The sequence below is a fragment of the Mycolicibacterium iranicum genome (assembly GCF_002101705.1).
GTDB lineage: Bacteria > Actinomycetota > Actinomycetes > Mycobacteriales > Mycobacteriaceae > Mycobacterium > Mycobacterium iranicum.
On sequence record NZ_LQPC01000065.1, the window covers coordinates 176,714 to 201,406 of the forward strand.

Annotated in this window: 20 protein-coding genes and 1 pseudogene; 9 read left to right on the forward strand and 12 right to left on the reverse strand. The window is 67.1% G+C overall.

Annotated features, from left to right (window positions below):
• Positions 1 to 11: 11 nt before the first annotated feature.
• The 4 genes and pseudogenes from AWC12_RS28045 to AWC12_RS28060 all read right to left on the reverse strand — a co-directional run bounded on the left by AWC12_RS28045 (position 12) and on the right by AWC12_RS28060 (position 4,321).
• Positions 12 to 1,846 (reverse strand): annotated as a pseudogene (locus AWC12_RS28045) (acyl-CoA dehydrogenase).
• 64 nt (positions 1,847 to 1,910) lie between these two features.
• The gene (locus AWC12_RS28050; RefSeq protein ID WP_085178172.1) at positions 1,911 to 2,432 is read right to left on the reverse strand and encodes a dihydrofolate reductase family protein; all 522 of its coding nucleotides are present in this window, start codon (positions 2,430 to 2,432) and stop codon (positions 1,911 to 1,913) included.
• An 11-nt stretch (positions 2,433 to 2,443) separates the two neighbouring features.
• A complete protein-coding gene (locus tag AWC12_RS28055) occupies positions 2,444 to 3,370 on the reverse strand; it encodes a helix-turn-helix domain-containing protein (protein ID WP_024445900.1) in 927 nt (308 codons plus the stop codon).
• Positions 3,371 to 3,493: 123 nt separating this feature from the next.
• Positions 3,494 to 4,321 carry an arylamine N-acetyltransferase family protein gene (locus tag AWC12_RS28060; RefSeq protein WP_085178173.1) on the reverse strand — a complete coding sequence of 276 codons (828 nt, stop codon included), beginning with the start codon at positions 4,319 to 4,321 and terminating at the stop codon, positions 3,494 to 3,496.
• 217 nt (positions 4,322 to 4,538) lie between these two features.
• On the opposite strand from AWC12_RS28060, the gene AWC12_RS28065 reads away from it, so the two are divergent.
• The 4 genes from AWC12_RS28065 (at position 4,539) to AWC12_RS28080 (ending at position 9,088) form a co-directional block, all read left to right on the forward strand.
• Complete coding sequence (locus tag AWC12_RS28065; RefSeq protein WP_085178237.1) at positions 4,539 to 5,222, forward strand: SDR family oxidoreductase; 684 nt, start codon at positions 4,539 to 4,541, stop codon at positions 5,220 to 5,222.
• A 133-nt stretch (positions 5,223 to 5,355) separates the two neighbouring features.
• The gene (locus tag AWC12_RS28070; RefSeq protein WP_024449345.1) at positions 5,356 to 6,165 is read left to right on the forward strand and encodes a 1-acyl-sn-glycerol-3-phosphate acyltransferase; all 810 of its coding nucleotides are present in this window, start codon (positions 5,356 to 5,358) and stop codon (positions 6,163 to 6,165) included.
• Positions 6,166 to 6,168: 3 nt separating this feature from the next.
• Positions 6,169 to 7,815 (forward strand): acyl-CoA ligase FadD12, encoded by a 1,647-nt coding sequence (fadD12, locus tag AWC12_RS28075; protein ID WP_085178174.1) that lies wholly within the window; start codon positions 6,169 to 6,171, stop codon positions 7,813 to 7,815.
• Entirely contained in the window at positions 7,808 to 9,088 is a 1,281-nt protein-coding gene (locus tag AWC12_RS28080; RefSeq protein WP_085178175.1) for an alpha/beta hydrolase, read from the forward strand. The genes fadD12 and AWC12_RS28080 overlap by 8 nt, the downstream gene beginning before the upstream one ends.
• A gap of 124 nt (positions 9,089 to 9,212) precedes the next feature.
• On the opposite strand, the gene AWC12_RS28085 is transcribed toward AWC12_RS28080, so the two are convergent.
• Together AWC12_RS28085 and AWC12_RS28090 are read right to left on the reverse strand one after the other, a co-directional pair.
• Positions 9,213 to 10,631 (reverse strand): WS/DGAT/MGAT family O-acyltransferase, encoded by a 1,419-nt coding sequence (locus AWC12_RS28085; protein ID WP_085178176.1) that lies wholly within the window; start codon positions 10,629 to 10,631, stop codon positions 9,213 to 9,215.
• Positions 10,632 to 10,725: 94 nt separating this feature from the next.
• A complete protein-coding gene (locus tag AWC12_RS28090; RefSeq protein ID WP_085178177.1) occupies positions 10,726 to 11,946 on the reverse strand; it encodes an alpha/beta hydrolase in 1,221 nt (406 codons plus the stop codon).
• A 169-nt stretch (positions 11,947 to 12,115) separates the two neighbouring features.
• Here AWC12_RS28090 and AWC12_RS28095 point away from each other — a divergent pair, with 169 nt between their 5' ends.
• Together AWC12_RS28095 and AWC12_RS28100 are read left to right on the forward strand one after the other, a co-directional pair.
• A complete protein-coding gene (locus AWC12_RS28095; protein ID WP_085178178.1) occupies positions 12,116 to 14,293 on the forward strand; it encodes an acyl-CoA dehydrogenase family protein in 2,178 nt (725 codons plus the stop codon).
• Positions 14,294 to 14,337: 44 nt separating this feature from the next.
• Entirely contained in the window at positions 14,338 to 15,243 is a 906-nt protein-coding gene (locus AWC12_RS28100) for an alpha/beta hydrolase (RefSeq protein ID WP_024449351.1), read from the forward strand.
• Here the strand turns inward: AWC12_RS28100 and AWC12_RS28105 are convergent.
• From AWC12_RS28105 to AWC12_RS28115, 3 genes are read right to left on the reverse strand one after another with little or no spacing between them, the layout of a single operon-like run.
• Positions 15,240 to 16,514: an amidohydrolase family protein gene (locus tag AWC12_RS28105; RefSeq protein ID WP_085178179.1), complete on the reverse strand. Its 1,275-nt coding sequence runs from the start codon at positions 16,512 to 16,514 to the stop codon at positions 15,240 to 15,242. The genes AWC12_RS28100 and AWC12_RS28105 overlap by 4 nt on opposite strands.
• Positions 16,508 to 17,623 carry a CoA transferase gene (locus tag AWC12_RS28110; RefSeq protein ID WP_085178180.1) on the reverse strand — a complete coding sequence of 372 codons (1,116 nt, stop codon included), beginning with the start codon at positions 17,621 to 17,623 and terminating at the stop codon, positions 16,508 to 16,510. The genes AWC12_RS28105 and AWC12_RS28110 overlap by 7 nt, the downstream gene beginning before the upstream one ends.
• 15 nt (positions 17,624 to 17,638) lie before the next feature.
• Positions 17,639 to 18,643 (reverse strand): MaoC family dehydratase, encoded by a 1,005-nt coding sequence (locus AWC12_RS28115; RefSeq protein ID WP_085178181.1) that lies wholly within the window; start codon positions 18,641 to 18,643, stop codon positions 17,639 to 17,641.
• A 40-nt stretch (positions 18,644 to 18,683) separates the two neighbouring features.
• On the opposite strand from AWC12_RS28115, the gene AWC12_RS28120 reads away from it, so the two are divergent.
• Positions 18,684 to 19,877: an acyl-CoA dehydrogenase family protein gene (locus AWC12_RS28120; RefSeq protein ID WP_085178182.1), complete on the forward strand. Its 1,194-nt coding sequence runs from the start codon at positions 18,684 to 18,686 to the stop codon at positions 19,875 to 19,877.
• Complete coding sequence (locus AWC12_RS28125) at positions 19,877 to 20,599, forward strand: GntR family transcriptional regulator (RefSeq protein WP_085178183.1); 723 nt, start codon at positions 19,877 to 19,879, stop codon at positions 20,597 to 20,599. Before AWC12_RS28120 ends, AWC12_RS28125 begins: the two co-directional genes overlap by 1 nt.
• On the opposite strand, the gene AWC12_RS28130 is transcribed toward AWC12_RS28125, so the two are convergent.
• Positions 20,569 to 21,423 carry a helix-turn-helix domain-containing protein gene (locus tag AWC12_RS28130; RefSeq protein ID WP_085178184.1) on the reverse strand — a complete coding sequence of 285 codons (855 nt, stop codon included), beginning with the start codon at positions 21,421 to 21,423 and terminating at the stop codon, positions 20,569 to 20,571. The genes AWC12_RS28125 and AWC12_RS28130 overlap by 31 nt on opposite strands.
• An 86-nt stretch (positions 21,424 to 21,509) precedes the next feature.
• Between AWC12_RS28130 and AWC12_RS28135 the strand changes: the two genes are divergently transcribed.
• Positions 21,510 to 22,238 carry an SDR family oxidoreductase gene (locus AWC12_RS28135; RefSeq protein ID WP_085178238.1) on the forward strand — a complete coding sequence of 243 codons (729 nt, stop codon included), beginning with the start codon at positions 21,510 to 21,512 and terminating at the stop codon, positions 22,236 to 22,238.
• Position 22,239: 1 nt separating this feature from the next.
• Here the strand turns inward: AWC12_RS28135 and AWC12_RS28140 are convergent, their stop codons facing one another.
• Positions 22,240 to 23,118 (reverse strand): enoyl-CoA hydratase/isomerase family protein, encoded by an 879-nt coding sequence (locus tag AWC12_RS28140; RefSeq protein ID WP_110808769.1) that lies wholly within the window; start codon positions 23,116 to 23,118, stop codon positions 22,240 to 22,242.
• On the reverse strand, positions 23,115 to 24,635 hold the full coding sequence (fadD4, locus tag AWC12_RS28145) for a fatty-acid--CoA ligase FadD4 (protein ID WP_085178186.1): 1,521 nt from the start codon (positions 24,633 to 24,635) through the stop codon (positions 23,115 to 23,117). The genes AWC12_RS28140 and fadD4 overlap by 4 nt, the downstream gene beginning before the upstream one ends.
• Positions 24,636 to 24,693: the final 58 nt, after the last annotated feature.

A 24,693-nucleotide genomic window follows, 5' to 3' on the forward strand; every position in this document is an offset into this window, starting at 1 on the left:
CGCGCGCTTCTTTAGAACGCGGCTTCCGGCAGGTCCATCGCGGTCAGATCCACCGCCTGCAGCACGGTGCGCTGCGCGCTCAGTCGCGGCAGCACGTTCTGGGCGAAGAACTTCCCGGTCGCGACCTTGCCGGCATAGAACGCCCGGTCCTTCTCGCCGGCATCGCCGTCGAGCGCGGTGAGCGCGATCTCGGCCTGCTGCAACAGAAGCCAGCCGAGCAGCAGATCGCCGACGGCGAGCAGGAACGGGACCGACTCCAGCCCGAGCCGGTACAGCTCGCGCGGGTTCTGCTGGGAATCGACAAGGTATTTCGTCATCGCGGCGACCATCGCCTGCACCTCGCTGACCGCGGTGGACAGCAGTGCGCGTTCGTCGGCCAGTTCAGGGCGTGCCGCGGGGTCGTCGAGGAACCGGCGCAAATTCGTCACGACGTGCAGCAGAGCGCCACCCTGGTCCCTGGCGATCTTGCGGAAAAAGAAGTCCTGCGCCTGGATCGCGGTGGTGCCCTCGTAGAGTGAGTCAATCTTGGCGTCGCGGATGTACTGCTCGATCGGGTAATCCTGCAGGAAGCCCGAACCGCCAAGCGTCTGAAGCGATTCGGTGAGGCATTGGTAGGCGCGTTCGGAGCCGACCCCCTTGACGATCGGCAACAGCAGGTCGTTGACCCGGCGCGCCATCGCGGCGTCGGCACCGGAGACGATGTCGGCGGCGACCGCGTCCTGGTGCGCCGCGGTGTAGAGGTACAGCGCACGCATCCCCTCCGCGTACGCTTTCTGCGTCAGCAGGGCGCGACGCACATCGGGATGGTGAATGATCGTCACGCGGGGTGCCGTCTTGTCGCGCATCTGCGACATGTCGGACCCCTGCACGCGCGTCTTGGCGTAATCCAGTGCGTTCAGATATGCGGTGGAAAGTGTCGCAATAGCTTTAGTACCCACCATCATTCGGGCGTACTCGATCACCTTGAACATCTGCGCGATACCGTTGTGGGTGTCGTTGACCAGCCAGCCGACCGCTGGCGTACCGTGCTGGCCGAAGCTCAGCTCACACGTCGCCGAGGCCTTCAGCCCCATCTTGTGCTCGAGGCCGGTGACGAAGACGCCGTTGCGCTCGCCGGGCTCGCCGGTCTGGGGGTCGAAGTGGAACTTCGGGACGAGAAACAGCGATAGCCCCCTGGTACCGGGCACTGCACCCTCCGGGCGGGCGAGGACGACGTGGATGATGTTCTCGAAAAGGTTGTCGGCGTCGCCGTTGGTGATGAAGCGCTTCACGCCGTCGAGGTGCCAGGTGCCGTCGGGCTGCGGGGTGGCTTTGGTCCGGCCCGCGCCGACGTCGGACCCGGCATCGGGTTCGGTGAGCACCATGGTGGCGCCCCAGTTGCGCTCGATCATCAGCGCTGCCCAGTGGCGTTGCAGTTCGTTGCCGATGGCGTTGATGGTTCCGGCCATCTGAGGCCGGCGGAATACATGAACGCCGCAGGCTGGGCGCCGAGGGCGAGCTCGTTGATGGCCCAGTCCAGCATCGAGGGGGCGGGCACACCGCCGATGGACTCGGCCATGCCGACGCGGAACCACTCCCCGTCGTGCCAGGCGCGGAACGATCTCTTAAACGGCTCGGGAATGCTCACCCCGTGGGTGGCGGGGTCGAATGACGGTGGAGTGCGGTCGGTCTCGGCGAACGCCTCCGCGAGGGGCCCCTCGGCCACCTTGGCCGCCTCGTGCAGCATCTCGTGCACCGACTGCGGGTCCAAGTCGCCGAACTCGCCCGTCGCGAGGACCTTCTCCACTGCCAGCACCTCGAAGAGGTTGAACTCGAGATCTCGGACGTTGCTCCTGTAGTGCCCCATGCGGTCGACCTCCGGTGATACCCGCTGTTCCGAGTTGCCAGAATACGACGGCCCGGTCCGCCCGCTACGCGCAGCGCCAGTGCGCGCACACGAAATCGCCGTTGACCGCCGAGTCGACCAGCGCCCATTCCGACCGCAGCGGCAGCACCGGCGAGCCCGCGCCGAGGGTGCACGGTGCATAGGACACGATGACCTCGTCGATCAGACCGGCGGTGACGAACTGTCCGGCGACGTCGCCACCGCCGACGACCCAGACGTTGCGGCCCGCGGCCGCTTCCACCAGGACCGGGTGCAGCTCGGCGACGTCGCCGGCGAACGTCTGCACCGGATGCCCGGCGGCGACCACCTCGGGGCGGTGCGTGACGACCCATGACGGCTGCGGGTACATCCAGTCGCCGGGTTGGTTCTTCACGATCCATTCGTAGGTGTCGGCGCCCATCACGAGTGCGCCGACCTCAGCCATGAACGGATCGATCGCAAACGGGCCGTCCTGTGTGATGTCGCGGGACATCAGCCACTCCAGGCTGCCGTTCTCGTCGACGATGTAGCCGTCGAGGCTGGAGGCGGTGTAGTAGACGGTGCTCATCGATGTCCTTCCTAGGTCCTTCTCATCCAGTCCAGTGGGTCTCCGCGCCGCGCGGTGACGCCATGGCCGGCGAGCATGGTGCGAACCAGTTCGCGGCGGTGCGCGGAGTAGGTGAGAACGTGCGCGACGATGCCGTAGAGCTGGAACGACTCCGGCGGGTCGCACAGCGCGTCGATCACGGTGTCGCCGAGTCGGCCGGCTGCGGTGTACTCGGAAACCATTGCGCGCCAGCGCTTTGCGATGCGCTCGTGGTGGGCGAGCAGCCCTACGGGATCGGTGGAGTCCGCTTGAGTCGACGTCCGCGCCGGGAAGTCGTCGCCGGCGATCGTCGCCAGCCACACCTCCTTGTTCCACACGATCGCACCGAGCACGGCACCGACGCTGGGTTCGGGGCCGTCCCATTCCAGCACCGTCTGCCCCGGCGCCACCTCGGCCGCCCACTGCTCGGCGGTCAGTTGCGCGGCCTGCGACAGCAGGTGGGTCGTGTCGTCGAGGTCGTGCGCGATCATCAGCTGTGCGACGTCGGGTACGGCGGCCGCCGCCTCGTCGCGGTCGCTGTCCAGCCACAACGACTGCGGTGGATGGAAGTGCAGTCCGTTGGGTGCCGGAAGCCGGAAGTGGACGTCGACCGCCTGCGACGGCGGTACGCCGTACGTGCGTCGGAAGGCGCGGGAGAACACCTCCGCCGAGGACCATCCTTCGTCGGCAGCCACGGCCGACACCGACTCGCCGCGCTGCAATCGCCACGCCGCCCGCTCGAGCATGACCCGGCGGCGAAGGGCCGCCGGGGATTCGCCGGTCAACCTCCGCACCTCGCGCGAGAAGTGAAACTCCGAGGCGAAGCTGCTGCGTGCCATATCTGCGACATCGCCGTTGCCGGCATCGGTGACGGCGTCGAGCAGTTCACGCAGTCTGTCTCGTCCGGCGGGATCGGTCACGGTGTCCGAGTATCGTCGGCGGCCGCCGATCGGGACATGACATTTCCTGCTGTCCAGCCGCCGAAACTGCATTCCATGCGCTGCGAACGCGAATTTTCGCGCATGGAATGCAGTTTCGGCGGGTCAGGTGTCGAGCACTTCGCCGACGCGCGCCTCCAGAGCGGCCCGGTTCCCGAGCTCGCCGGTGTCTATGCCGAACGTCTCGCCCAGCACGTCGAGCACCTCGGCCGCCGTCTCCAGCCGGGTCTTCTCGGTGCCGCCGGCGCGATGCACCGCGAGGTGGCGACCGCGAAGGTTCCAGCGGGCGTCGTCGGTCACGATCGCCGCGGTCAATCCGACGACGAAGCCCGACTTCGGGTAGGTCGAGACGTACCAGCTGCCGACCTCCAGGTCGATCTGTGGCCGCGGGTCCGGGTTCAGCAAGTACAGCGGCTGCCAGGCGCCGCGGATCTGGGCCTGCAGCTCGAAACCCTCGGGGTGGTCGAGCAACCGGTAGGGCTCGTGGCGGGTCTGCTGCACCGGCCCGCTCTGCAGCCGGATCGGCGACGTCAGGGTCTGACCGCCGAACCCGACGTCGACCAGATAGGGGCCGTCACCGTCGGGGAGGGTGACGGCGAGCACCTGATGCGTCTGAGCGGGCAGCGAATCGTCTTCGTGCATCCACACGACCCGCCCCGCCAGGCGGGCAACGTCGTACCCCAGCTCGTCGAGGACGTAGCCGAGCAGACCGTTGTGCTCATAGCAGTAGCCGCCACGGCGGCGATGAATCAATTTGTCGGCCAACGCTTTTGCGGAGAGATCGACAATCGGCACCCCGGTGAGCGGGTCGAGGTTCTCGAACGGGATGGACCGGTTGTGGGCCGCGACAACTCCGCGCAATGTGTTCAGCGTCGGTTCCGTTGGACCGGTGAAGGAGATCCGGACGAAGTACGGGTCGAGCAGACTGGACATAGCAACCATGGTGCGACCTCAACGATGGTTCAGGTCAAGCGCACAGCCCGAAAAAGCACTATGGCGGAAGCCCCCGACCGGGTCCCGCCATAGTGCTCTTTGAAACTACAGCGGGCGGCTCGCGCTTCGTCGCATTTCGACGTGGTCGGTTACCGGCTAGCTGCAATCTTCTGAGTATTTGGGACTATACCGAGGGGTGCCTCACGTTGTCGTGATCATGACGAACACCGAACACATCACCGCACTCGTGACCGGCGCCAACCGCGGCCTCGGCCGAGAGTTCGCCGCGCAGCTCATCGCTCGCGGCGCGAAGGTCTACGCCGGCGCGCGCCGGCCCGAATCCGTCGACCTACCCGGGGCCATCCCGCTACAGCTCGACATCACCGACCCCGAGTCCGTGCGCCGCGCCGCCGAGACCGCGAGCGACGTCAACGTCGTCATCAACAACGCCGGGGTCTCGACGCGAGCGGGGCTTCTCGATGGCTCGCTGGAGGACATCCGGCTGGAGATGGAGACCCACTACTTCGGAACGCTGGGCGTCATCCGCGCGTTCGTCCCGGCACTCGAGCGCAATGGCGGCGGCCGCATCCTCAACGTGCTGTCGGTGCTGTCCTGGGTACATCCCCCGACCAGTGGCGCCTACTCAGCGGCCAAGGCGGCCGGATGGGCGCTCACCGACGCGGTCCGCACCGAGCTGGCCGAGCGCGGCATCCACGTCGCGGCGCTGCACGTCGGCTACATGGACACCGACATGGTCAGCTACATCCCCGCCGACCAGAAAACAGATCCGGCAGTTGTTGCCGGGCTGGCCCTCGACGGATTATTTGCCGGTGCACCCGAGATCCTCGGCGACGAACTGACCCGCACCGTCAAGTCACAACTGTCGGGCTCACGGTCTTGACGGCGTAGCGCCGACACTGACATCTTCGGTCAAGTGATGCTGGTCATAGCTTTTCGGGCGGCTGTGAGCAGCGGGTATACTAGCAAAACTGGAACATGTTCCAGTCCGACGCCGAAGCTGCAAGGGGGCCGCTGTGAACGCGACCGACGTCATCCCGTCCGAACTCACCAAATGGGATCCGGTGCTCACCGAACGCGTGATGGGCATCCTGAAACCGTTCCTCAAAGGGTGGCATCGCGCTGAGGTACGAGGGCTGGAGAACTTCCCGAACGGCGGCGCGCTGGTGGTGTCTAACCACTCCGGCGGACTGTTCGCCATGGATGTGCCGGTGTTCGCCAGCGGCTTCTACGACAGGTTCGGCTACGAGCGGCCCGTCTACACGCTCAGCCACGACATGCTGATGGTCGGCCCGACCGGAGCGTTCTTCAAGAAGACCGGCTTCATCCCGGCCAACCACAAGAACGCCGACGAAGCACTGCGCTCGGGCGGCGTCGTCGTCGTCTTCCCAGGCGGCGACTACGACGTCTACCGCCCCTCCCTGTCGGCAAACAAGATCGACTTCGGCGGCCGGACCGGGTACGTGAAGGCGGCCATCAACGCCGGCGTCCCCATCGTGCCGACGGTCGGCATCGGCGGACAGGAAAGCCAGCTGTTCCTCACCCGCGGGACCGACATCGCCAAGGCCCTGGGACCGGTGGCGCGGGCATTCCGCACCAAGATCCTGCCCGTCTCGTTCGGCTTCCCCTTCGGCCTGTCCGTCGTACTTCCCGTCAACGTGCCCCTGCCGACCAAGATCACGATGAAGGCCCTGCCGCCGATCGACATCGCCAAGGAGTTCGGCGAGAACCCCGATATCGATGAGGTCGACGCCCACGTGCGCCGGGTGATGCAGCGCGCCCTCGACGAACTGGCTCAGGAGCGCAAGCTCCCGGTGCTGGGCTGATAGATGGGCCTCCTCGACCCAGTCACCAACACCCTCGGCCTGCTCTCCACGATGGCGCGCGCGGGCATCATCGCCCCTATGCGCCCGGACAAGTACCTGCGCATCGCCGGCGCGATGCAGCGCGAGAACATGGCGATCACCTCCGGCTTCGCCGCCGCGGCGCAACGCTGTCCAGACCGGGCCGGTCTGGTCGACGAACTCGGCATTCTCACCTGGCGCCAGATCGACCGTCGCGCCGACGCGTTCGCCGCCGCCCTTCAGGCACTGCCGGGCGGAGCGCCCGAGGTGATCGCGCTGATGGCGCGCAATCATCGTGGCTTCGTCGACGCCCTGATCGCGGCCAACCGCATCGGTGCCGACGTACTGCTGCTCAACACGTCGTTCGCCGGACCTGCACTGGCCGAGGTGCTGGAGCGCGAAGGCAGCCAAGACGGACGAGCCAAGACGGTGGCGGTGGTCTACGACGAGGAGTTCTCCGAGATCGTGGACCGCGCGCTGGCGGACCGGCCGGACACCACCCGCATCCTCGCGTGGACCGATGCCCCGAGTGAGGGTCTGACGGTCGAGAACATGATCGCCGAGCACGGCGGCGAGGAACCGGTGAGGGCGGACGAGAAGAGCCGCGTCATCCTGCTGACCTCGGGCACCACGGGAACGCCCAAGGGGGCCAAGCACTCCGGCGGAGATCCCAGCGTGCTCAAGGCGATCCTGGACCGAACCCCGTGGCGCGCCGAGCAGCCCGTCGTCGTCGTTGCCCCGATGTTCCACGCATGGGGCTTCTCGCAGCTGGCCTTCGCGGCGTCGATGGCGTGCACGATCATCACCCGCCGCAAGTTCGACCCCGAGGCCACACTGGAACTCGTCGACAAGCATCGGGCGACCGGGCTGTGCGTGGTGCCGGTGATGTTCGACCGCATCATGGACCTTCCCGACGAGGTGCTCGACAAGTACAGCGGGCGCTCGCTGCGCTTCGCCGCGGCGTCGGGCTCACGGATGCGCCCCGACGTCGTCATCAAGTTCATGGACCGCTTCGGCGACGTGATCTACAACAACTACAACGCCACCGAGGCGGGCATGATCGCGACGGCCACACCCCGCGATCTGCGCGCCGCGCCGGACACCGCGGGCAAGCCCGCCGAAGGAACCGAGATCAAGATCCTCGATTCCGAGTTCAACGAGGTGCCCACCGGCCAGACCGGCGGCATCTACGTGCGCAACTCGACGCAGTTCGACGGATACACCTCCGGGACGACGAAAGAGTTCCACGAGGGATTCATGTCGTCGGGCGACCTGGGCTACCTCGACGACGCCGGAAGGCTTTTCGTCGTCGGCCGCGACGACGAGATGATCGTCTCCGGCGGCGAGAACGTCTACCCCATCGAGGTGGAGAAGACGCTGACCGCACATCCCGACGTTGCCGAGGCGCACGTGCTCGGCGTAGACGATGAGAAGTTCGGCCAGCGGCTCGCGGCGTTCGTGGTTTTGAACCCCGGCGCGGCGGCTACCCCGGAGGCGCTGAAACAGCACGTTCGCGACAACCTCGCGAACTACAAGGTGCCAAGGGAGATCACGGTGCTCGACGAGCTTCCTCGCAGCATCACCGGCAAGATCTCGCGCAAGGAACTGAAGGACCGGATCGCGGATGCCTAAACGCCGCCCGCTGCTGCGTGCGGCAGCAGAGTTGCTCAATGCTGCCAACGGTCTGCGACCCCTGGCCCGCGACGGGTACCCGACCATCCCGGTGTTCGCCTTCGGATGGCCGACCTCGGAGCTGTCCCCGCTCTACATGACCGGTTCGATGCTCGACGCTGTCCGACGCGGCATCCGCGGCGACTTCCGCGACCCCCGTGGCCGGATCGCGCTGGCACTCACCGCGATTGCGTGGGCTCTGCTGTATGTCATCCACCGCCGCAACGTGGCCTCGCAACCGTTCTTCGAAGATCCGCTGCGCGAAGCGCTCGGCCCCGACTACGACGCGATCGCCGAGAAGGCGAGGTCGTCGCGGCGACGGTACTTCGGTGTGCCGCCCAACGACTTCGTCCGGCGCCGCTACGTGGAGAAGGCGGGCACCGTGCATTACGGGCCGCTGCGGGTGAACCGCGCCGACATCTGGCGTCGATCCGACCTGCCTCGACACGGCAAAGCGCCTGTGCTCCTCCAGGTTCCGGGTGGAGCGTGGGCCATCGGTATGCGCAAGCCGCAGAGCTATCCGCTGATGAGCCACCTCGCCGACCACGGTTGGATCTGCGTGTCGATCGACTACCGTGTCAGCCCGAAGAACACCTGGCCGGACCATATCGTCGACGTGAAACGGGCACTGGCGTGGATCAAGGAGAACATCGCCGACTGGGGCGGTGACCCTGATTTCGTCGCGATTACCGGCGGATCCGCCGGCGGTCACCTGTCGTCACTGGCGGCGCTCACCGCTGACGATCCACAGTTCCAACCGGGCTTCGAGGATGCCGACACCTCCGTGGTCGCGGCGGTGCCGATTTACGGTCGCTACGACTGGGTTTCGGCGCGTGGCAGCGGGCGCCGGGAGTTCATCGCGTTCCTGCAGAAGTTCGTCGTGAAGAAACCGATCACCGAGGACCGGCAGTTGTACGTCGATGCGTCGGCGAGCTACCGGTTGCGGCCTGACGCCCCGCCGTTCTTCGTTCTGCACGGCCGGGACGACTCGATCATCCCGGTTCCCGAGGGGCGTGAGTTTGCCGAAGCTTTGAAGAAGGTCTCGACGTCACCGGTGGTTTACGCCGAAATCCCCCACGCCCAGCACGCATTCGACTTCTACTACGGTTCGCCACGTGCGCACTACACGGCGCAGGCTGTCGAGGAGTTCCTGTCCTGGGTGATGGCCACTCGCAGGGGCGAGAACGCGCTAGGAATCGCCGAAACTGCAACTGCGCAGGGAAAGTTCGAGTAGGGCCCTGCGTAGATGCAGTCTCGGCGGTAGCTGATTCGCGGCGGGCCGACTAATTGGCCACGTCGGCGGGCCGACTAATTGGCCACGTCGGCGGGCCGACTAATTGGCCACGTCGGCGGGCCGACTAATTGGCCATTGCCGTTTCGACGACCGTCAGCTCGGCGGAAAGCCCTGCGGCGCGACGGATTTCGATGAAATCTTCCACCATTGCAGCGGTAAGCTCATGCGGGTCGTCGACCGTCTTGCCGTCGGAGAGCACCGAGATGTTGATCTGGTCGACGTAGCTCCACACGGTGATGTTGAGTCCGCTGCCCATGGTGAGCGGTCCGACCGAGTAGATCTCAGTGACGAGCGCACCGCCAACGCGGGCGCGCTCCTTGGGGCCCGGCACGTTGGAGATCGGCAGGTTCATCACCTTGTTCTGGCCGTCCTTGTGTGACAGCCAGCGGAACATCGCCTCGGCGGGACCGGGCGGGAAGTATGCGGACCACCGGCTGACCAGTTCTGGCCCGAGCAGGTTATTGCTCTCTTTGCCTGCGACCGCGGCGTCGTGTGCGGCGCGGACCCGCTCCAGTGGATCGTCCAGTTCGACGGGAATGCTGACGAGCACGCCGGTGAAGTAGTTGCCGTAGATGCGGTCGCGCGAGAAGTCGAAGCTCACCGGCACCGATGCGAGCAGAGGGTGGTCTGCGTGGCCGTCATAGTGCAGCAACAACTTTCGCAACGCACCTGCAGACATCGCGAGGATCATGTCATTGATGGTGACGCCGAGATGTTTACCGGTCGCCTTGACGTCATCCAGCGCGAGCGTGGTGGTGGCGAACTTCCGGGTCGCGTCGATCTGGTGGTTGATGAACGTCGGCGGCGGCGTGAACGGACGGGTCAACTCGGGAGAAAGCTTGTGCCCGCTCTCTCGCACCCTGCGGAGGCCCTGCGCCGTGTAGCGCACTACGTCAGGGAACTTCGCGATCTGGCGGAGGTGGTCGGTGAAGGCTGAACGGACCAGCTCGCCTTTGGACGGGGCGGGGTCGGTGGCGTAGGAATCGCGGTCGGCCTGCGGCCCGTCCTGCAGATCCATGCCTCGTGCCAGCAGATTGGCCGACGCCACGCCGTCCGCGAGGGCGTGGTGGATCTTGCCGAGTACCGCGATGCGGCCGCCCGCCAGACCTTCGATGAGGTACATCTCCCACAGCGGTCGGCTGCGATCCAGCGGCGTGCTGGCGATCCTGCCGACTTCCTCGTCGAGTTCGCGGCGGCCGCCCGGTGCAGCGACCCGCGCCGACCGAACGTGGTACGCGAGGTCCACCTCGGCGTTTTCGCGCCACATGGGGTGGTGGAACTTGAACGGGATGTCGACCAGCTCGAAGCGGAACGGCTCGAGCTTGTACAGCCTGCTGTGGATGACCTTGCGGAGCTCTTCGACCCCGAACGTCGCACCGCCGAGATCATCGAGCTCGATGACGGCCAGCTTGAGCGTGTGCATGTGAACGCTGGGAGTCTCGCTGTAGAGCAGCACAGCATCCCAGCCGCGGAGTCTTTTCACCGCAAAAGTCTCTTCACCGCAAAAAGCCTCTTCACCGCGCCACCTTCCTCACGCCCGTCGGCTCCTCGCGCAAGCGCTCGTCGGCCAGAGGTGCCTATATAACCTCTTTGGCCCCGATGAGGCTCCTGTTTCGGTGAATGTGGTTGAGGAACAGTCCGATTGCCGTCGCCGTGGCACCCGTGCGGGCACCGTCGGTCATGTCGAAGCCATGGCCTGCGCCGGGAAGCTCGATGTAGCCGACGATCGAGCGGGAGACGTTGCGTAGACGTTCGACGAAGCTCTGCGCCTGAGCCACTGGGATCACGCTGTCGCCGGTTCCGTGGATAACCAGGAACGGTGGCGCCTCGGAATGGATGCGCGCCATCGGAGAGGCCTTGCGGAACACGTCGGGATGCTTGTCGAGCTTGCGCTTGACGACCACTCGCTCAAGGAAGTCCATAAAGCGGACCCTCTCCACGGTGGACTTGTCTTCCCAGTCGTACCGCCCGTAGATGCCGACGACCGCGTCCACTGACGTGTCGGAGCCTTCGGGGAGTTCGGACTGCATGTCGGGATCGTTGGCGGTCAGTCCGGCCAGCGCTGCAAGATGCCCGCCGGCCGAGGTGCCCGCGATCGCGATGAAGTTACGGTCGCCGCCGAACTTGTCGACGTTCGCACGCGCCCAGGCGATCGCGGTCTTGACGTCGGCGATGTGTGCCGGCCACGGGTTGTGCGGCGCGACTCGGTACTCCACGGACAGGCACACCCAGCCCATCTCGGCCAGATGCGACATCAATGCATAGCCCTGCAGCATGCGGCCACCGTGCACCCACGCACCGCCGGGAACGAAGATCATCACCGGGGCATCGGCGGGGGTGTCGTCGCGACGCCACACGTCGAGCAGCTGGGTCGGACGAGGGCCGTACCGCACCGATGTCTTGTGCACGTTGCGCAGGTGCTCGCGCATCTTCCAGATCGGCGGAGTGCGCTCGGCGGCGGGCCATTCGATCTCGAGGTCCTTCGGCGAAACGACCCCCCGCAGCGCGGCTTCGGTGACCGCGTTGGTGCAGTCCCGCTCCTGCTGCTTCTTCTGCGCATCGTTGGGCGTCACCAGCGACTTGGCCAGCGCGCCGACGAAATCAGGGGCGTGCCGAGCGCCCCAGACGCCTGCCGCCGTCAACGCTCCAAGGGGTTCAAGGTGTTTCCCGACCACCGGCAGCGAAGCCGAAGCCACGCTCGCCGCCAGCAAGTAGTCGGAAAATCCTGCGTTCAGCAACCACTGGACACGGGTAGTCAAGGTGGGTCCGGGATACCGCGTATCCGGGCGTTCCGTCATGGCGCGAAGCGTACCCCCGTTGAATAGATTCAAACGACAATCTCAGCGAAGTTGTCTACTGATTTTCGGATGTAGTCAATTTGTGATCTGACTCACAAGTGCTGGTGCGATAAATGCCCCGCGATAGCGTCGGTTTGACATCCGTCAACTTCAACGAAGAAGGCATTCCGTGAGCAAGACCGCGAGCACATCCGCGCTGGCCATCACCGACGACCACCAGGACCTCGCGGACGCCGCCGCAGGCCAGTTGGCCCGCTTGCAGGCGCTTGCCAAGGCCCGGGCCACCCTCGACGGCGGCCCCGCACATCCAGACGAAATCTGGTCGGCTGCAAAGGATCTCGGCTGGACAGGGCTCGCGATCGCCGAAGAGCACGGCGGTTCGGGCTACGGACTCGCCGAGCTGGCCGTGGTCACCGAGTGCCTCGGCCGGCAGCTGGCCCCCGGACCGTTCCTGTCCAGCGTCTCGGCCTCCGTCGTCATCGACCGATGCGCACCGGAATCCGTTCGGGCCGAACTGCTCCCGGGTCTCGCGAGTGGGGCGACGACCGCCGCGCTCGGCGTGTCGGGGACGATCGGCCTGGATTCCGACCAGCTGGCCACCGGCGAATGTTCCGCGGTGCTCGGCGCCCCGGACGCGAGCCTGCTGGTGCTCGCCGCCGGCGAGGACGTCGTCGTCGTCGATCCGGCCGCCGACGGCGTCACGGTCACCCCCCTGGAAAGTCTGGACACCACCCGCAGCATCGGCTCGGTGGCGTTGACCAGCGTCTCCATCCCTGTTGACCGCGTACTGCGCGGCGCCGCGCGCAACGCCAGGACCGTCTTCCGGATCCTGGCGTCGGCCGAGGCCGTCGGTGTCAGCTGGGCGGCGCTCGAGATGGCTGTCGAGTACGCCAAGGTGCGCGAACAGTTCGGCCGCACCATCGGCACCTTCCAGGCCGTCAAACACCATGCGGCCAACATGCTGGTCAACGCGGAGACAGCGACAGCGGCAGCCTGGGACGCGGCACGCTCCGACGATCTCGACAGCGCGTGGTTTCCCGCCGCGGTGGCTGCGACCCTGGCGATCCGGGCCCAGGTATTAAACGCACAGAACAATATTCAGCTGCATGGTGGGATCGGCTTCACCTGGGAACACGACGCGCATCTCTATCTCCGCAGAGCCAGAACGCTTGCCGTGCTGATGGCCGACGGTGCCGATCCCGTACTCGACGTCGTCGAGGGCCAGCGCCGCGGCCAGGCGCACGGCGCGTCGTTCACGCTTCCTCCGGAGTCCGAGCAGTATCGCGGCCCGGCACGCGAGGCCGCCGCCACGGTGCGGGACCTGCCCGCCGACCAACAGCGGGATTTCCTCGTCGAATCCGGATATCTCGTACCGCACTGGCCGACACCGTGGGGACGCGCGGCAAACGTTCTCGAACAGCTGGTGATCGAAGAGGAGTTCGGGGGCATCGAGCGTCCCGACATGGGGATCACCGGCTGGGTGGCGCTGACGATCGCGCAGGCAGGCACCGACGACCAGCGTGAACGGTGGGTGGAGCCGGTGCTGCGCGGCCAGGTGATGTGGTGCCAGCTGTTCTCCGAGCCCGGCGCCGGATCCGACGCCGCCGCGGTCCGCACCTCAGCCAAGAAGGTCGACGGCGGATGGCGGGTGACCGGGCAGAAGGTCTGGACGAGCCTGGCGCACATGTGCCAATGGGGGCTGGCGACCGTGCGGACCGATCCGGACGCCCCGAAACACGCCGGCGTCACGATGATGGCCGTCGACATGACCGCCGAAGGGGTGACGGTCAATCCGCTGCGCGGCATCACCGGCGACGCGCACTTCAACGAGGTGTTCTTCGACGACGTGTTCGTGCCGGACGCCGACGTCGTCGGTGACGTGAACAAGGGGTGGCTGGTCGCGCGGGCGACGCTCGGCAACGAGCGGATCTCGATCGGCGGCGGCTCAGGGGCACCGACCGGCACCACCCCCGACCACCTGGTCAAGCTGCTCGACAGCTCGCCAAACACCGCCGCGATGTACGTCCGGCGAGCCGGCGAGATCATCGCCGACATCCACACGCTGCGGCTGCTCAACCTACGCCGCGCGACCCGCGCGATCGCCGGCGCCGAACCGGGCCCCGAAGGCAACGTCACCAAGCTGCTGGTCGCCGAATCGGGCCAGCACCTCACCGAGCTGGCGTTCGAGCTGGCGGGCACGGCCGCGGTGGTCGAACAGGCCCCGCAGCTGACCCGCAGCTATCTGGGCAACCGGGCGATGACGATCGCGGGTGGGACCTCGGAGATCACCCGCAATACGATCGCCGAGCGGATCCTGGGTCTTCCTCGGGATCCGCTGCTTCGTTGACCCAGGCCACCAGCCTGCTGCCCGTGCACACGCATACTGATCCGGTGCACAGCATCGACTTCCATCCCGAGCTCCGCCGCGCCGCCCGGCTGGTGCCCAAGCAGGTCATCACCCCGCTGACGTTGCCGCTGATGCGCGCCGCGTCGCGGATGATGTGGCGCAAGGCTCCCGCCGACGACATCGAGGTCCTCACGCTGTCGTCGGGCGTCGGTGTCCGGCTGCACCGCCCGGCCGGTGTGACGACCCCGGGCCCTGCGCTGCTGTGGATCCACGGAGGCGGCTACGTCATCGGTGACGCCGCTCAGGACGATGTGCTGTGCCGCCGCTTCGCCAGTGAGCTCGGCGCTACGGTGGTGTCGGTCAACTACCGTCTCGCCCCCGAGCATCCTTATCCGGCGCCCGTCGAGGACTGCTATTCGGCGCTGAGCTGGTTGGCTGCGCTGCCCGCCGTCGATCCGTCCCGCGTCGCGATCGGCGGTGCCAGCGCGGGCGGCGGCCTCGCCGCATCGCTGGCACTGCTGGCTCGCGACCGCGCTGAAATCCCTTTAGCAGCACAACTTCTCGTGTACCCGATGATCGACGACCGTACGGTGGACCGCACCGGCCTTGACAATCCCGGACACCGGCTGTGGAACCAGTCCAGCAACCGATTCGGTTGGCGCGCCTATCTCGGCAACGCGGACCCCGATGTCGCCGTGCCGGCACGGCGGGACGACCTCTCGGGGCTGCCACCGGCGTGGATCGGCGTCGGAACACTGGACCTGTTCCACGACGAGGATCTTGCTTATGCGGAGCGGCTGCGAGCGGCCGGAGTTGCGTGCGAGGTCGAGGTCGTCGACGGCGCGTTCCACGGGTTCGACGGCGTCGCCCCGAAAGCCGATGTCTCGCTGTCGTTTTTCCGGAGTCAGTGCGCGCTGCTGCGGTCGGCGTTCGCGCACGAAGCCGCCTAACGTTCGTAGACAACCTCGCCGCCGATGACGGTGGCGCCGACAGCCGCGGCGTCGAGTTCGGCCAACGTCTCGCTCGGCGGTGTCGTCATGATGCACAGGTCACCGGGTGCTCCTACCTCGACGCGACCGGGGTGACCCGGCCGGTTACCCGTGAACAGCGCCAACGCCATTGTCGCCGAGATCTTTTCGTCAGCGCCCAGCACGATGCCCGACGGTGTGCGGCGATGTACCGCGGCGTGTATCGCCGCCCACGGATCCGCGTCGCCGAAGGGCGCGTCGGTGGACAACCCGACCCGAACCCCGGCGCGCAGTAGTGAAGCCACCCGCCACAGTTCGTGGTGTTCGGCCTCGGAAACATCGGCCAGATACTGATCACCGCGCTCAGCAACGAAATTCGGCTGGGTCACCACGGGAATGCCACTCGCGGCGAGGTCGGTCAGCGTTCCGTCGGGGACGACGGCAGCGTGCTCGATGCGGTCGAGGGGATGGCGCCCCGCGGTGCGGAACGCTTCCAGACCGACGATCAATTGGGCGGCGGTGACGCAGTGCAGCGCGACAGGCACTCCCACCGAATGACGGTGGCGGATCCAGCGCGCCAATGCCTCGAGGTCGAGTTCGTCGTCGTGCAGGATGCGCTTGCCTGGCGCAAGGCAACGCACCGTCTGCCGCATCTGCTGCTGAACTTCCGTGATGTCGCCGGCCCCGAGTTCGGGTGTGGCATCGGTGACTCCGGTGACGCCGTAGCGGCACAGCTGGGCGCTGAGCTCAGCCAGGTCGGGCTCGCTCGGTGGCAAAGCCCAGCTGGCATCCGAGCTTCGCAGGATCCCGGTGGGGTGCTCGGCGAGTCCGACCCGGATCAGCCCGGGAGTGTTGAGAGTCCACTGCACTCCGCTGCGGTGCTGGATGCGCACCGGGATCGTCGGTGCGACACCGTCGAGGGTGTCGCGGTCCAGCGGACCCGCTGCGGAATCGTGATAGCCGATCCCGCGGATCCAGCCGTCCCCTCCTGGCCCCGCGGCCGCGAGAACCCTTGCCAAGTCTGCCTTGCCGCGAACATGCTCCGGGCCGACACGGACTGAGTGCAGTGCCGCCGCGGCGGCTCGCAGGTGCAGGTGATGGTCGGTCAGCCCGGGTAGCACTGTGCCGCCCGCGGCGTCGTATTCCGTTTCGCCGGCCGCGGCCGCCAACCCGGACGCGACGGCCACGATCTTTTCCTCGACGCGGATGTCGGTCTCGGTGCCGTCGATCAGGACCGCCCGCCGAATCAGCATGAGGTCGCCAGCCGCTCGGCCACCATGCGGTGCACGAGATCGTTGTCGGCGCCGAGAGGAGCCGCGGGCACCGTGAGTGATGGCATTGCGGTGCAGTCTGTTTCGTCGTCGGTGATGAGCCGGGCGTACTCTGCAGCAACCGCCGACATCGACACCTCGATCAGCTCCCCGCCGCCGCGGGCACGCGATTCCAGCACGGCGCGGGCCGCGCAGACGCCGGTCAACGGGTCGGCGATCGCGTCGCCGCAGAACTGGGGCGCCTCCGGGGTGCCACCGACGAGTGCGCCCGACACCGCGGCATCGTCGCCGAACGCCACCCAGTCGGCGCGCTCGCCCGTCGTGCCGTGGCCCGTGATGCGGATCCACGTGCGGCCGGGGCGCGCCGCCACCTCCGCCGGGCCGAGACCGCGCCGCTGCAACGCGGCGGGACGTGACGACTCGATCACCACGTCTGCGATCGCCAGCAGTCTGCGGAGTGCGGCCGGATCATCGAAATCTGCGCTGTACGAGAGCTTTCCGGCATTGATCCAATCGAAGAACTCCACCGGCCCGTTGCGGGTGCCGTCCCGACGTTGCGCGCTTTCCACTTTGACCACGGTTGCTCCCGCGTCGGCCAATACTCGGCCGCACAACGGACCCGCCCACATCGACGACAGGTCCACGATCAGCAGATCCGGCGACGGGATCGGCGCACCGCGTTCACCAGACCTGCTGACAGTGGTTGGTGCGGAGACGGATTCGCCGAGTACGCCGACGGGCAGGCCGAGCAGGCGGGCCCGCTCGGCGAAGGCCGCCACACCGAGATCGCGGACCTTGCAGTCGATGGCGTCCCACGGCGCATCGGGCATGGTGTCGTGTTCGATCAGCGCTGGGACGGCGTCGAGGTCATCGGGCCGGGACAGCGTCAGCGCGCACCACCCGCCCGGCCCGTCCATCAGCCGCGTCGCACCCCCCGACGAGATACGACCCGGCGGCGGCAGGCCGAGCAGCGCTGCGCGTCCACCGATCGCCTCGTCTGCATCGATGTCCACCCCGGCCAGAGACGCGATGGCCTGCGCGTTCTCGCGTGCATGGGCCAGCACTGCAGCGGGCACACGCACGGAACTCACCCCACCATTGTGGCCTCAGAACAGCAGCCCGGTGAATTTCCAGTCCAGAACCTGTCGATCCTCGCCTTCGGCCGCGTAGACGGCCGACCTCAGTCGGACGATTCCGCCGCGTCCGTCAGCCAGCGGTTCGGCACCTTCGACGGTGAGCTCGCTGTAGAGCGTGTCACCCTCGTGCACGGGCCCGGTGTGGTCGCAGGACTCCCATCCCAGCACGGTCACAAGGTTGGGCAGCAACCGGGTCGTCTGAGCCAGCGCCAGCCCGATGGTGTGGCCGCCGTATACCAGCCGCTTGCCTGCCACGCGTGAATCATGATGTGTGGCAGCGATGTTCAACGTCAACCGGGCCAGCTCCGGCGCACTGCTGACGACGTCGGCGGTGCTGTACAGCACGCGACCCACGAGCCCGGGCTCGAAATGCGGACCGGGCACCCGGGCGCGGAACGCATTGGCATCCCAGCTCGACGTCGGGTCGGCCACTACCTCGCCGTCCCCGCCGATACCGGACAGATCGTCGTGATGACCCGTCTGAACGGTGTCGCTGCTCAGCGGCAGCATCGCGCACCGGTAGAAGTCCAGGACCAGCCTGCCGACACCGTCGATGGTCGTCATCCGCAACGCGGCGAGCCCGGTCGGTTGCCGCCCCGGCTTCGCCGAGTTCTGTTTGAGACCAACCACTTCGGTGCGTGTGTACAGGGTGTCTCCGATGACGGGAAACCGATGGAAGGTCAGCCCGCGGTAGAACAGGTTGGCCTTGACCCGCTGGGTCGCCAGCGTGGACTGCCCGATCGCGACGTCGCACACCAGCGCGGGATGTGCCAGCGGGGCCGTCGCACCGGTCACCGCGTAAGACAGTTCCGCATCCAGCGGCAACCGAAGGCGGTCGCCGAGAATCGCCTGGTGCGCCGCGGCGACGCCCGCCGACAGCGTCATTGACGGAGCGGAGTCGAAGACCTGGCCGACCCTCAGGTCGTCGAAGAAGGGTCCACCCGCGCTTTGGCCGTACAAAGTCACAGTCGGCATGCTGGCACCAGGCCCGGACGCATGTCAATATGGCTGACAAATGGCCGTACATATTGGACGTCTCGGAGGTGCGCAGGTGGTCGAAGGACTCAGCAGCGAAGAATCGATGCTGGTCGAGACGGTGCGCACGTTCATCGATCGCGACGTCAGGCCGGCCGTCCGCGACCTCGAGCACACCAACACCTACCCCCAGGCGTGGATCGAGCAGATGAAGAGCATCGGCATCTACGGGCTCGCCATTCCCGAGTCTCATGGTGGCGCGCCGGTCTCCACCCGGTGCTACGTCCTGGTCACCCAGGAGCTGGCCCGCGGGTGGATGAGCCTGGCGGGCGCCATGGGCGGCCACACCGTGGTCGCGAAGCTGGTGACACTGTTCGGCACCGAAGACCAGCAGCAGCGCTACCTGCCCGCGATGGCCACCGGGGAACTGCGCGCGACGATGGCACTGACCGAGCCCGGTGGCGGCTCCGATCTGCAGGCCATGACGACGGTCGCACGCCGCGACGGCGACGACCTCGTGATCAGCGGGGCGAAGACATGGATCTCCAACGCCCGACGATCGAGGCTGATCGCGCTGCTGTGCAAGACGGATCCGGCTGCGACACCGAGGCATTCGGGCATCTCGGTCGTTCTGGTCGAGAATCCGTCCGAAGGCCTTACGGTGTCGCGCGATCTGCCTAAGCTCGGCTACAAAGGCGTCGAGTCCTGCGAGTTGTCCTTTGACCAGTGCCGGGTTCCCGCCTCGGCGATCCTCGGCGGCACACCGGGGCACGGTTTCGCGCAGATGATGAAAGGCCTTGAGACAGGCCGGATTCAGGTGGCCGCGCGCGCGTTGGGCGTCGCGTCGGCGGCTCTGGCCGACGCGCTGGCCTACGCGCAGGACCGGGAAAGCTTCGGGCAACCGATCTGGAAGCACCAGGCCGTCGGCCACTACCTGGCGGACATGGCGACGAAGCTGACAGCGGCACGACAGCTGACGTTTCACGCCGCCGACCGATACGACAGCGGTGAGCGCGCCGACATGGAAGCGGGGATGGCCAAGCTGTTCGCCTCCGAGGTCGCGATGGAGATCGCGCTCAACGCCGTCCGTATCCACGGCGGGTACGGCTACTCGACCGAATACGACGTCGAGCGCTACTTCCGCGACGCCCCGCTCATGATCGTCGGCGAAGGCACCAACGAGATCCAGCGCAACGTGATCGCGGGGCAGCTGGTAGCCCGGGGCGGCATCTGATGCCGCCCGCGTATCAGGTTCTGCGCGAACGGCTCCGGGACGAGATCGCCGCCGGCCGTTATCCGGACGGGACTCGGTTGCCGACCGAGTCGGAGCTGGTCGCCCGCCACGGGCTGTCACGCCAGACGGTCCGGCGCGCATTCCAGGACCTGGTCGCCGAGGGTTCGGTGTACCGGGTGCCCGGGCGGGGTAGCTACGCGAGCGACCGCGGTCGGCGTTACCTGCGCCAGCTCGGATCGATCGAAGACCTGATGAGTCTGTCCGACGACACCACCATGGAGGTTCTCGACGGGCTGCACCGCCGCGTCGACATCGACGCCGCCAGTCGCCTCAGACTCGACGGCGACGTGGTGTACTCGGTGGTGTTCCGGCGGCTGCACGATGGAATAGCTTTTGGGCACACAGAAGTTCATCTGCCCCCGGCGGTGGCTGCCCCGGTGCTCGCGTCGCCGTCGCTCGCCTCGGGCGCGGTGACGACGCATACCGTCATCGGACTGCTGGAGCCGCACCTCGAAAGGCCGATCGCCGAAGCGGCGCAGTCGATCACGGTGACCGCCGCCGACCGCTCCGCCGCCGCCGCGGTGGCGTGCGAGCCCGGCCACCCGATGCTGCGGGTGGACCGGCTCTACTCCGACGACGCGGGCCGCCCCGTCGAGCTCGCCGTCAGCCAGTTCCTGCCCGAGCAGTACACCTACCGGGTCACGTTGAAGCGGTCCGGGTGACCGTCATCGTTGCTGCTGCTCGTCGCGGCAATGCTGCCTAGCAGCCTCAGCGCGTCGGCACTCGGGCTGCCCGGGTCGGCGTCGTAGACGATGAGCTCCTGGCCCGGCGCGGCCCGAACGTCGAACGTCTGCATGTTCAGCGTGACCGTACCGACCTCCGGATGTTGAAAGGTCTTTCGGGCCAGGCATTTCCGCCGCGCATCCCGGCGCTCCCACAGGCTGCGGAACTCGTCGACCGTAAGCAGCTCGCCGAGCACCTCCTGGGCCCTCGGGTCGTCGGGCGCGGCCCCGTAGGCCATCCGGAAGCCTGCGACGGAGTCGGCTGCGACGAGGTCCCAGTCGACGTAGAAGCCGCGGGCACGCGGATCGGTGAAGACCAGCAGCATCAGGTTGCCCACGGCGCCGAGCTCGCCGAACAGCGCCGTGGCCATCGGGTTGGCCGCCAGGATGTCGTAGGCACGGTTGTAGACCAGAGCCGGGTTGTCCGGCCACGCCTCCATCAGCCGTAGCAATCCGGGGTCGACCCGGTCCGGCTGCTGCCGCCTCGGCAGCCTGGGCGTGTGGCCTGCCAGGCTGAAGAGATGTGTGCGGCCGTCGGCGTCGAGGCGAAGCGCCGCGGCGAGGGCCTCGAGGACCTGCACCGACGGTGAGCGTTCTCTTCCTTGCTCCAGGCGGCCGTAATAGTCCACGCTGACGCCGGCCAGCAGAGCCACTTCCTCGCGGCGCAGTCCGGGGACGCGGCGCACGCCCGTGCTGGTCAACCCGACGTCGGCGGGCCGCAACACGGCCCGCCGGCTTTTCAGATAGTCACCCAGTTCGGCCACTCTCCCAGACTAGGCGCGGATTCCCGCCGTCGCCTGGGTGTATCGCACCCTGGTTGGCTCGGCCGGCTGCGCCGATTCTGGTGGACATGAGCGAATCGAAGATCATCCTCGTCACAGGAGCTAGCAGCGGGATCGGCGAGGCGGTGGCACAACGCCTCGCCGCCGACGGACACCACGTGGTCGCGGGTGCGCGGCGCGAGGACCGCCTCGACCAACTCGCCGCCAAGATCAAAGACGCCGGCGGCAGCATCGAAACACGCCGACTCGACGTCACCGACCCCGCGGATGTGACCGCTTTCGTCGATGCGGCGGTGGCCGCCCACGGCCGGGTGGACGTCGTCGTCAACAACGCCGGGGTGATGCCGCTGTCGCGGCTGGACGCCCTGCTCGTCGACGAGTGGAACAGGATGATCGACGTCAACGTTCGCGGTCTTCTGCACGGCATCGCCGCCGCGCTGCCGCACTTTAAGCGCCAGGGTGGCGGGCATTTCATCACGGTGGCCTCGATCGGGGCCCACGAAGTCGTACCCACCGCTGCGGTGTACTGCGCGACGAAGTACGCCGCATGGGCGATCACCGAGGGGCTGCGGCTGGAGTCCGACCCGTCGATCCGGGTGACAACCGTCTCGCCGGGTGTCGTCGAATCGGAACTTGCGGACACGATCTCGGATCCGAATGCCGCCGCGGCGATGAAAGACTACCGGGCCGAGGCTATTTCACCGGATGCGATCGCACGGGGTATCGCCTACGCGATCAACGAACCGGCCGACGTGGACGTCAACGAGTTGATCATTCGCCCGGCGCGGCAACGCTGATTCAGCCGATTTCGTCGACCAGGCCCCACCGCAGCGCCGTATCGGCGTCGATCGATCGGCCCGACAGCACGAGATAGGCGGTGCGCCAGCGGCCGATGCGGCGGGTGATGCTGACGGTGCCGCCCGCCCCCGGGATCAGGCCGAGCGCCAGCTCGGGAAGTCCGAGCACCGCGTCGGGATGACAGGCGATCCATCCGCAGAAGGCCGCCATCTCCAACCCGCTGCCCTGCACCTGTCCGTGGATCTCGGCGCGGCAGGCCCGCCCCAGCCGGGCGGTGATCTCATCGAGCACGAGCGCGGGGCTGTGGCGGGTACGGGCGATGTGGGCGCTGGCCGGATCGGCGAAGGTGCCGAACTCGGCGAGGTCGCCTCCGCTGCAGAAGGACGGGCCATTGCCGGTCAGCACCATCTCGGTTACCGACGGATCGAGACGGGCGACCTCCAGCGCCTCGAGCAGCGCGGCCCTGGCGTCGGTGGAGAACGCGTTGTGCCGGCCCGGTCGGTTGAACCGGACCGTCAGGCGGTCGTTATCACGTTCAGCAACAACGGGATCCGCGATCTGCGGCACCACCGCGGGGCCACGCTCTGCCAGCCAGCGCGCGAATTCCGCGCCGGATTGCAGTGTCGAGTAGGCCAGCGACTCGGTGACGATTCCAGGGAACGTCGAGGCGGCCGGGTCGACGGCGCGCAGGACGTCGTCGCAGACTGCGGCCGTCTGCGGCCAGCGCTCGCAGCGCGCGCTGAGCTCGGCAAGCGCATCGGGGACGGATTCCACGGTGATCGCGCAACGGTCGTCGGTGGCATCCTCGGTCAGCGTGAACGTCGCGTCGTCGGACGGATCCCCGACGGCGACCCGCACTCCCCCGGCCAGCGTGTTCACGAGTACTTGCTTATCAGCTCCTGCTTGTAAAGCTTTCCGGTGTCCGTGCGGGGAAGCTGCGCTTCGAAAGAGATCGACCGTGGGCATTTGTAGTGCGCCAATCGATCTCGCAACCACGCAACCAATTCCTCCGCGAATTCAGTTGTGGCATCGGCGGGGTCGACGGTCTGCACGACACCCATGACGCGCTGCCCCATCTCGTCGTCGGGCACGCCGAACACCGCGGCGTCCATCACCTTGGGGTGGGTGACGAGCATGTTCTCGGCTTCCTGCGGGTAGATGTTCACCCCGCCCGAGATGATCATGTGATGCCGGCGGTCGGTGAGGTAGAGATAGCCCTCGTCGTCGACGTAGCCGATGTCGCCGACGGTCTTCCAGCCGTGCCGGTGCCGCGACTTGGCGGTTTTGTCCGGATCGTTGAGGTATTCGAAGTCGAAACCGCCTTCGAAGTAGATTTCGCCGGCCTCGCCCGGCGGTAGTTCGGTACCGTCCTCGCCGACGATGTGCAGCGTGCCCGCCAGCGGGCGCCCGACCGAGCCCGGGTGGGTCAGCCATTCCTCCGCGGTGATCAGCGTGGAGCCGTGGGCCTCGGACGATGCGTAGTACTCGTCGATGATGGGGCCCCACCAGTCGATCATCTGTTTCTTGATCTCGACGGGGCACGGGGCGGCCGCGTGCATGACCCGTTCCAGGCTGGACACGTCGTAGGACGTGCGGACCTCTTCGGGGAGCTTCAGCATGCGGGTGAACATCACCGGTACGAACTGGCCGTGTGTCACATGATGTTTGGCGATCGCGTCGAGAGCGCCTTCGGCGTCGAACTTCTCCATCACGACCGTGGTGATGCCGCCGGCCTGCGTCTGCATGGACCACACCGAGGGCGCAGTGTGGTACAGCGGTGCGGGGCTGAGGTAGACGGCGTCGGGGTGCATCCAGAACGAGACCAGCGCTGCCATCAGGCCGGGCGACTCGGACGGCGGCACGTGGGGCAGCGCGCGCTTGATGCCCTTGGGGCGTCCCGTGGTGCCCGAAGAGTACTGCAGCAGGTCACCCTCGATCTCGTCGTCGATCGGCGTATCTGGTTGATCCGCAACGCATTCGGGGTAGCTCTGCCAGCCGTCGAGCCGTCCGTCGGCGATGATGCGCAGCGGGGGGAGACCGTTGGGGAGCTCCGCGGCGAGCCCGGCGAGGGTGTCGGTGAGCTTGCCGGAACCGACGATCGCCTTCGCGCTGCTGTTGTCGATGATGTAGGCCGCCTCGGCGGCGGTCAGGTGCGTGTTGATCGGTACGTAGTAGAGGCCGCAGCGACGAGCGGCCCACATGACCGCATGCATGTGCTGGTTGTTCTCCATCAGGATCGCGACGGCGTCGCCTTCGACGAGGCCCGCGTCGCGGAACAGGTGCGCGAGCCGGTTCGCCCGGGCCTCCAACTCACCGAATGTGACCACCGTGCCGGACGGATACATGACGATGGCGGGCTTGTCAGGGGCGGCAACAGCGGTGTCGCGGATCTGCATGCGAAGACTCTACAAAATCAAACTTGACACCTGTCAAGCAGCGCACGTGACTGACGCC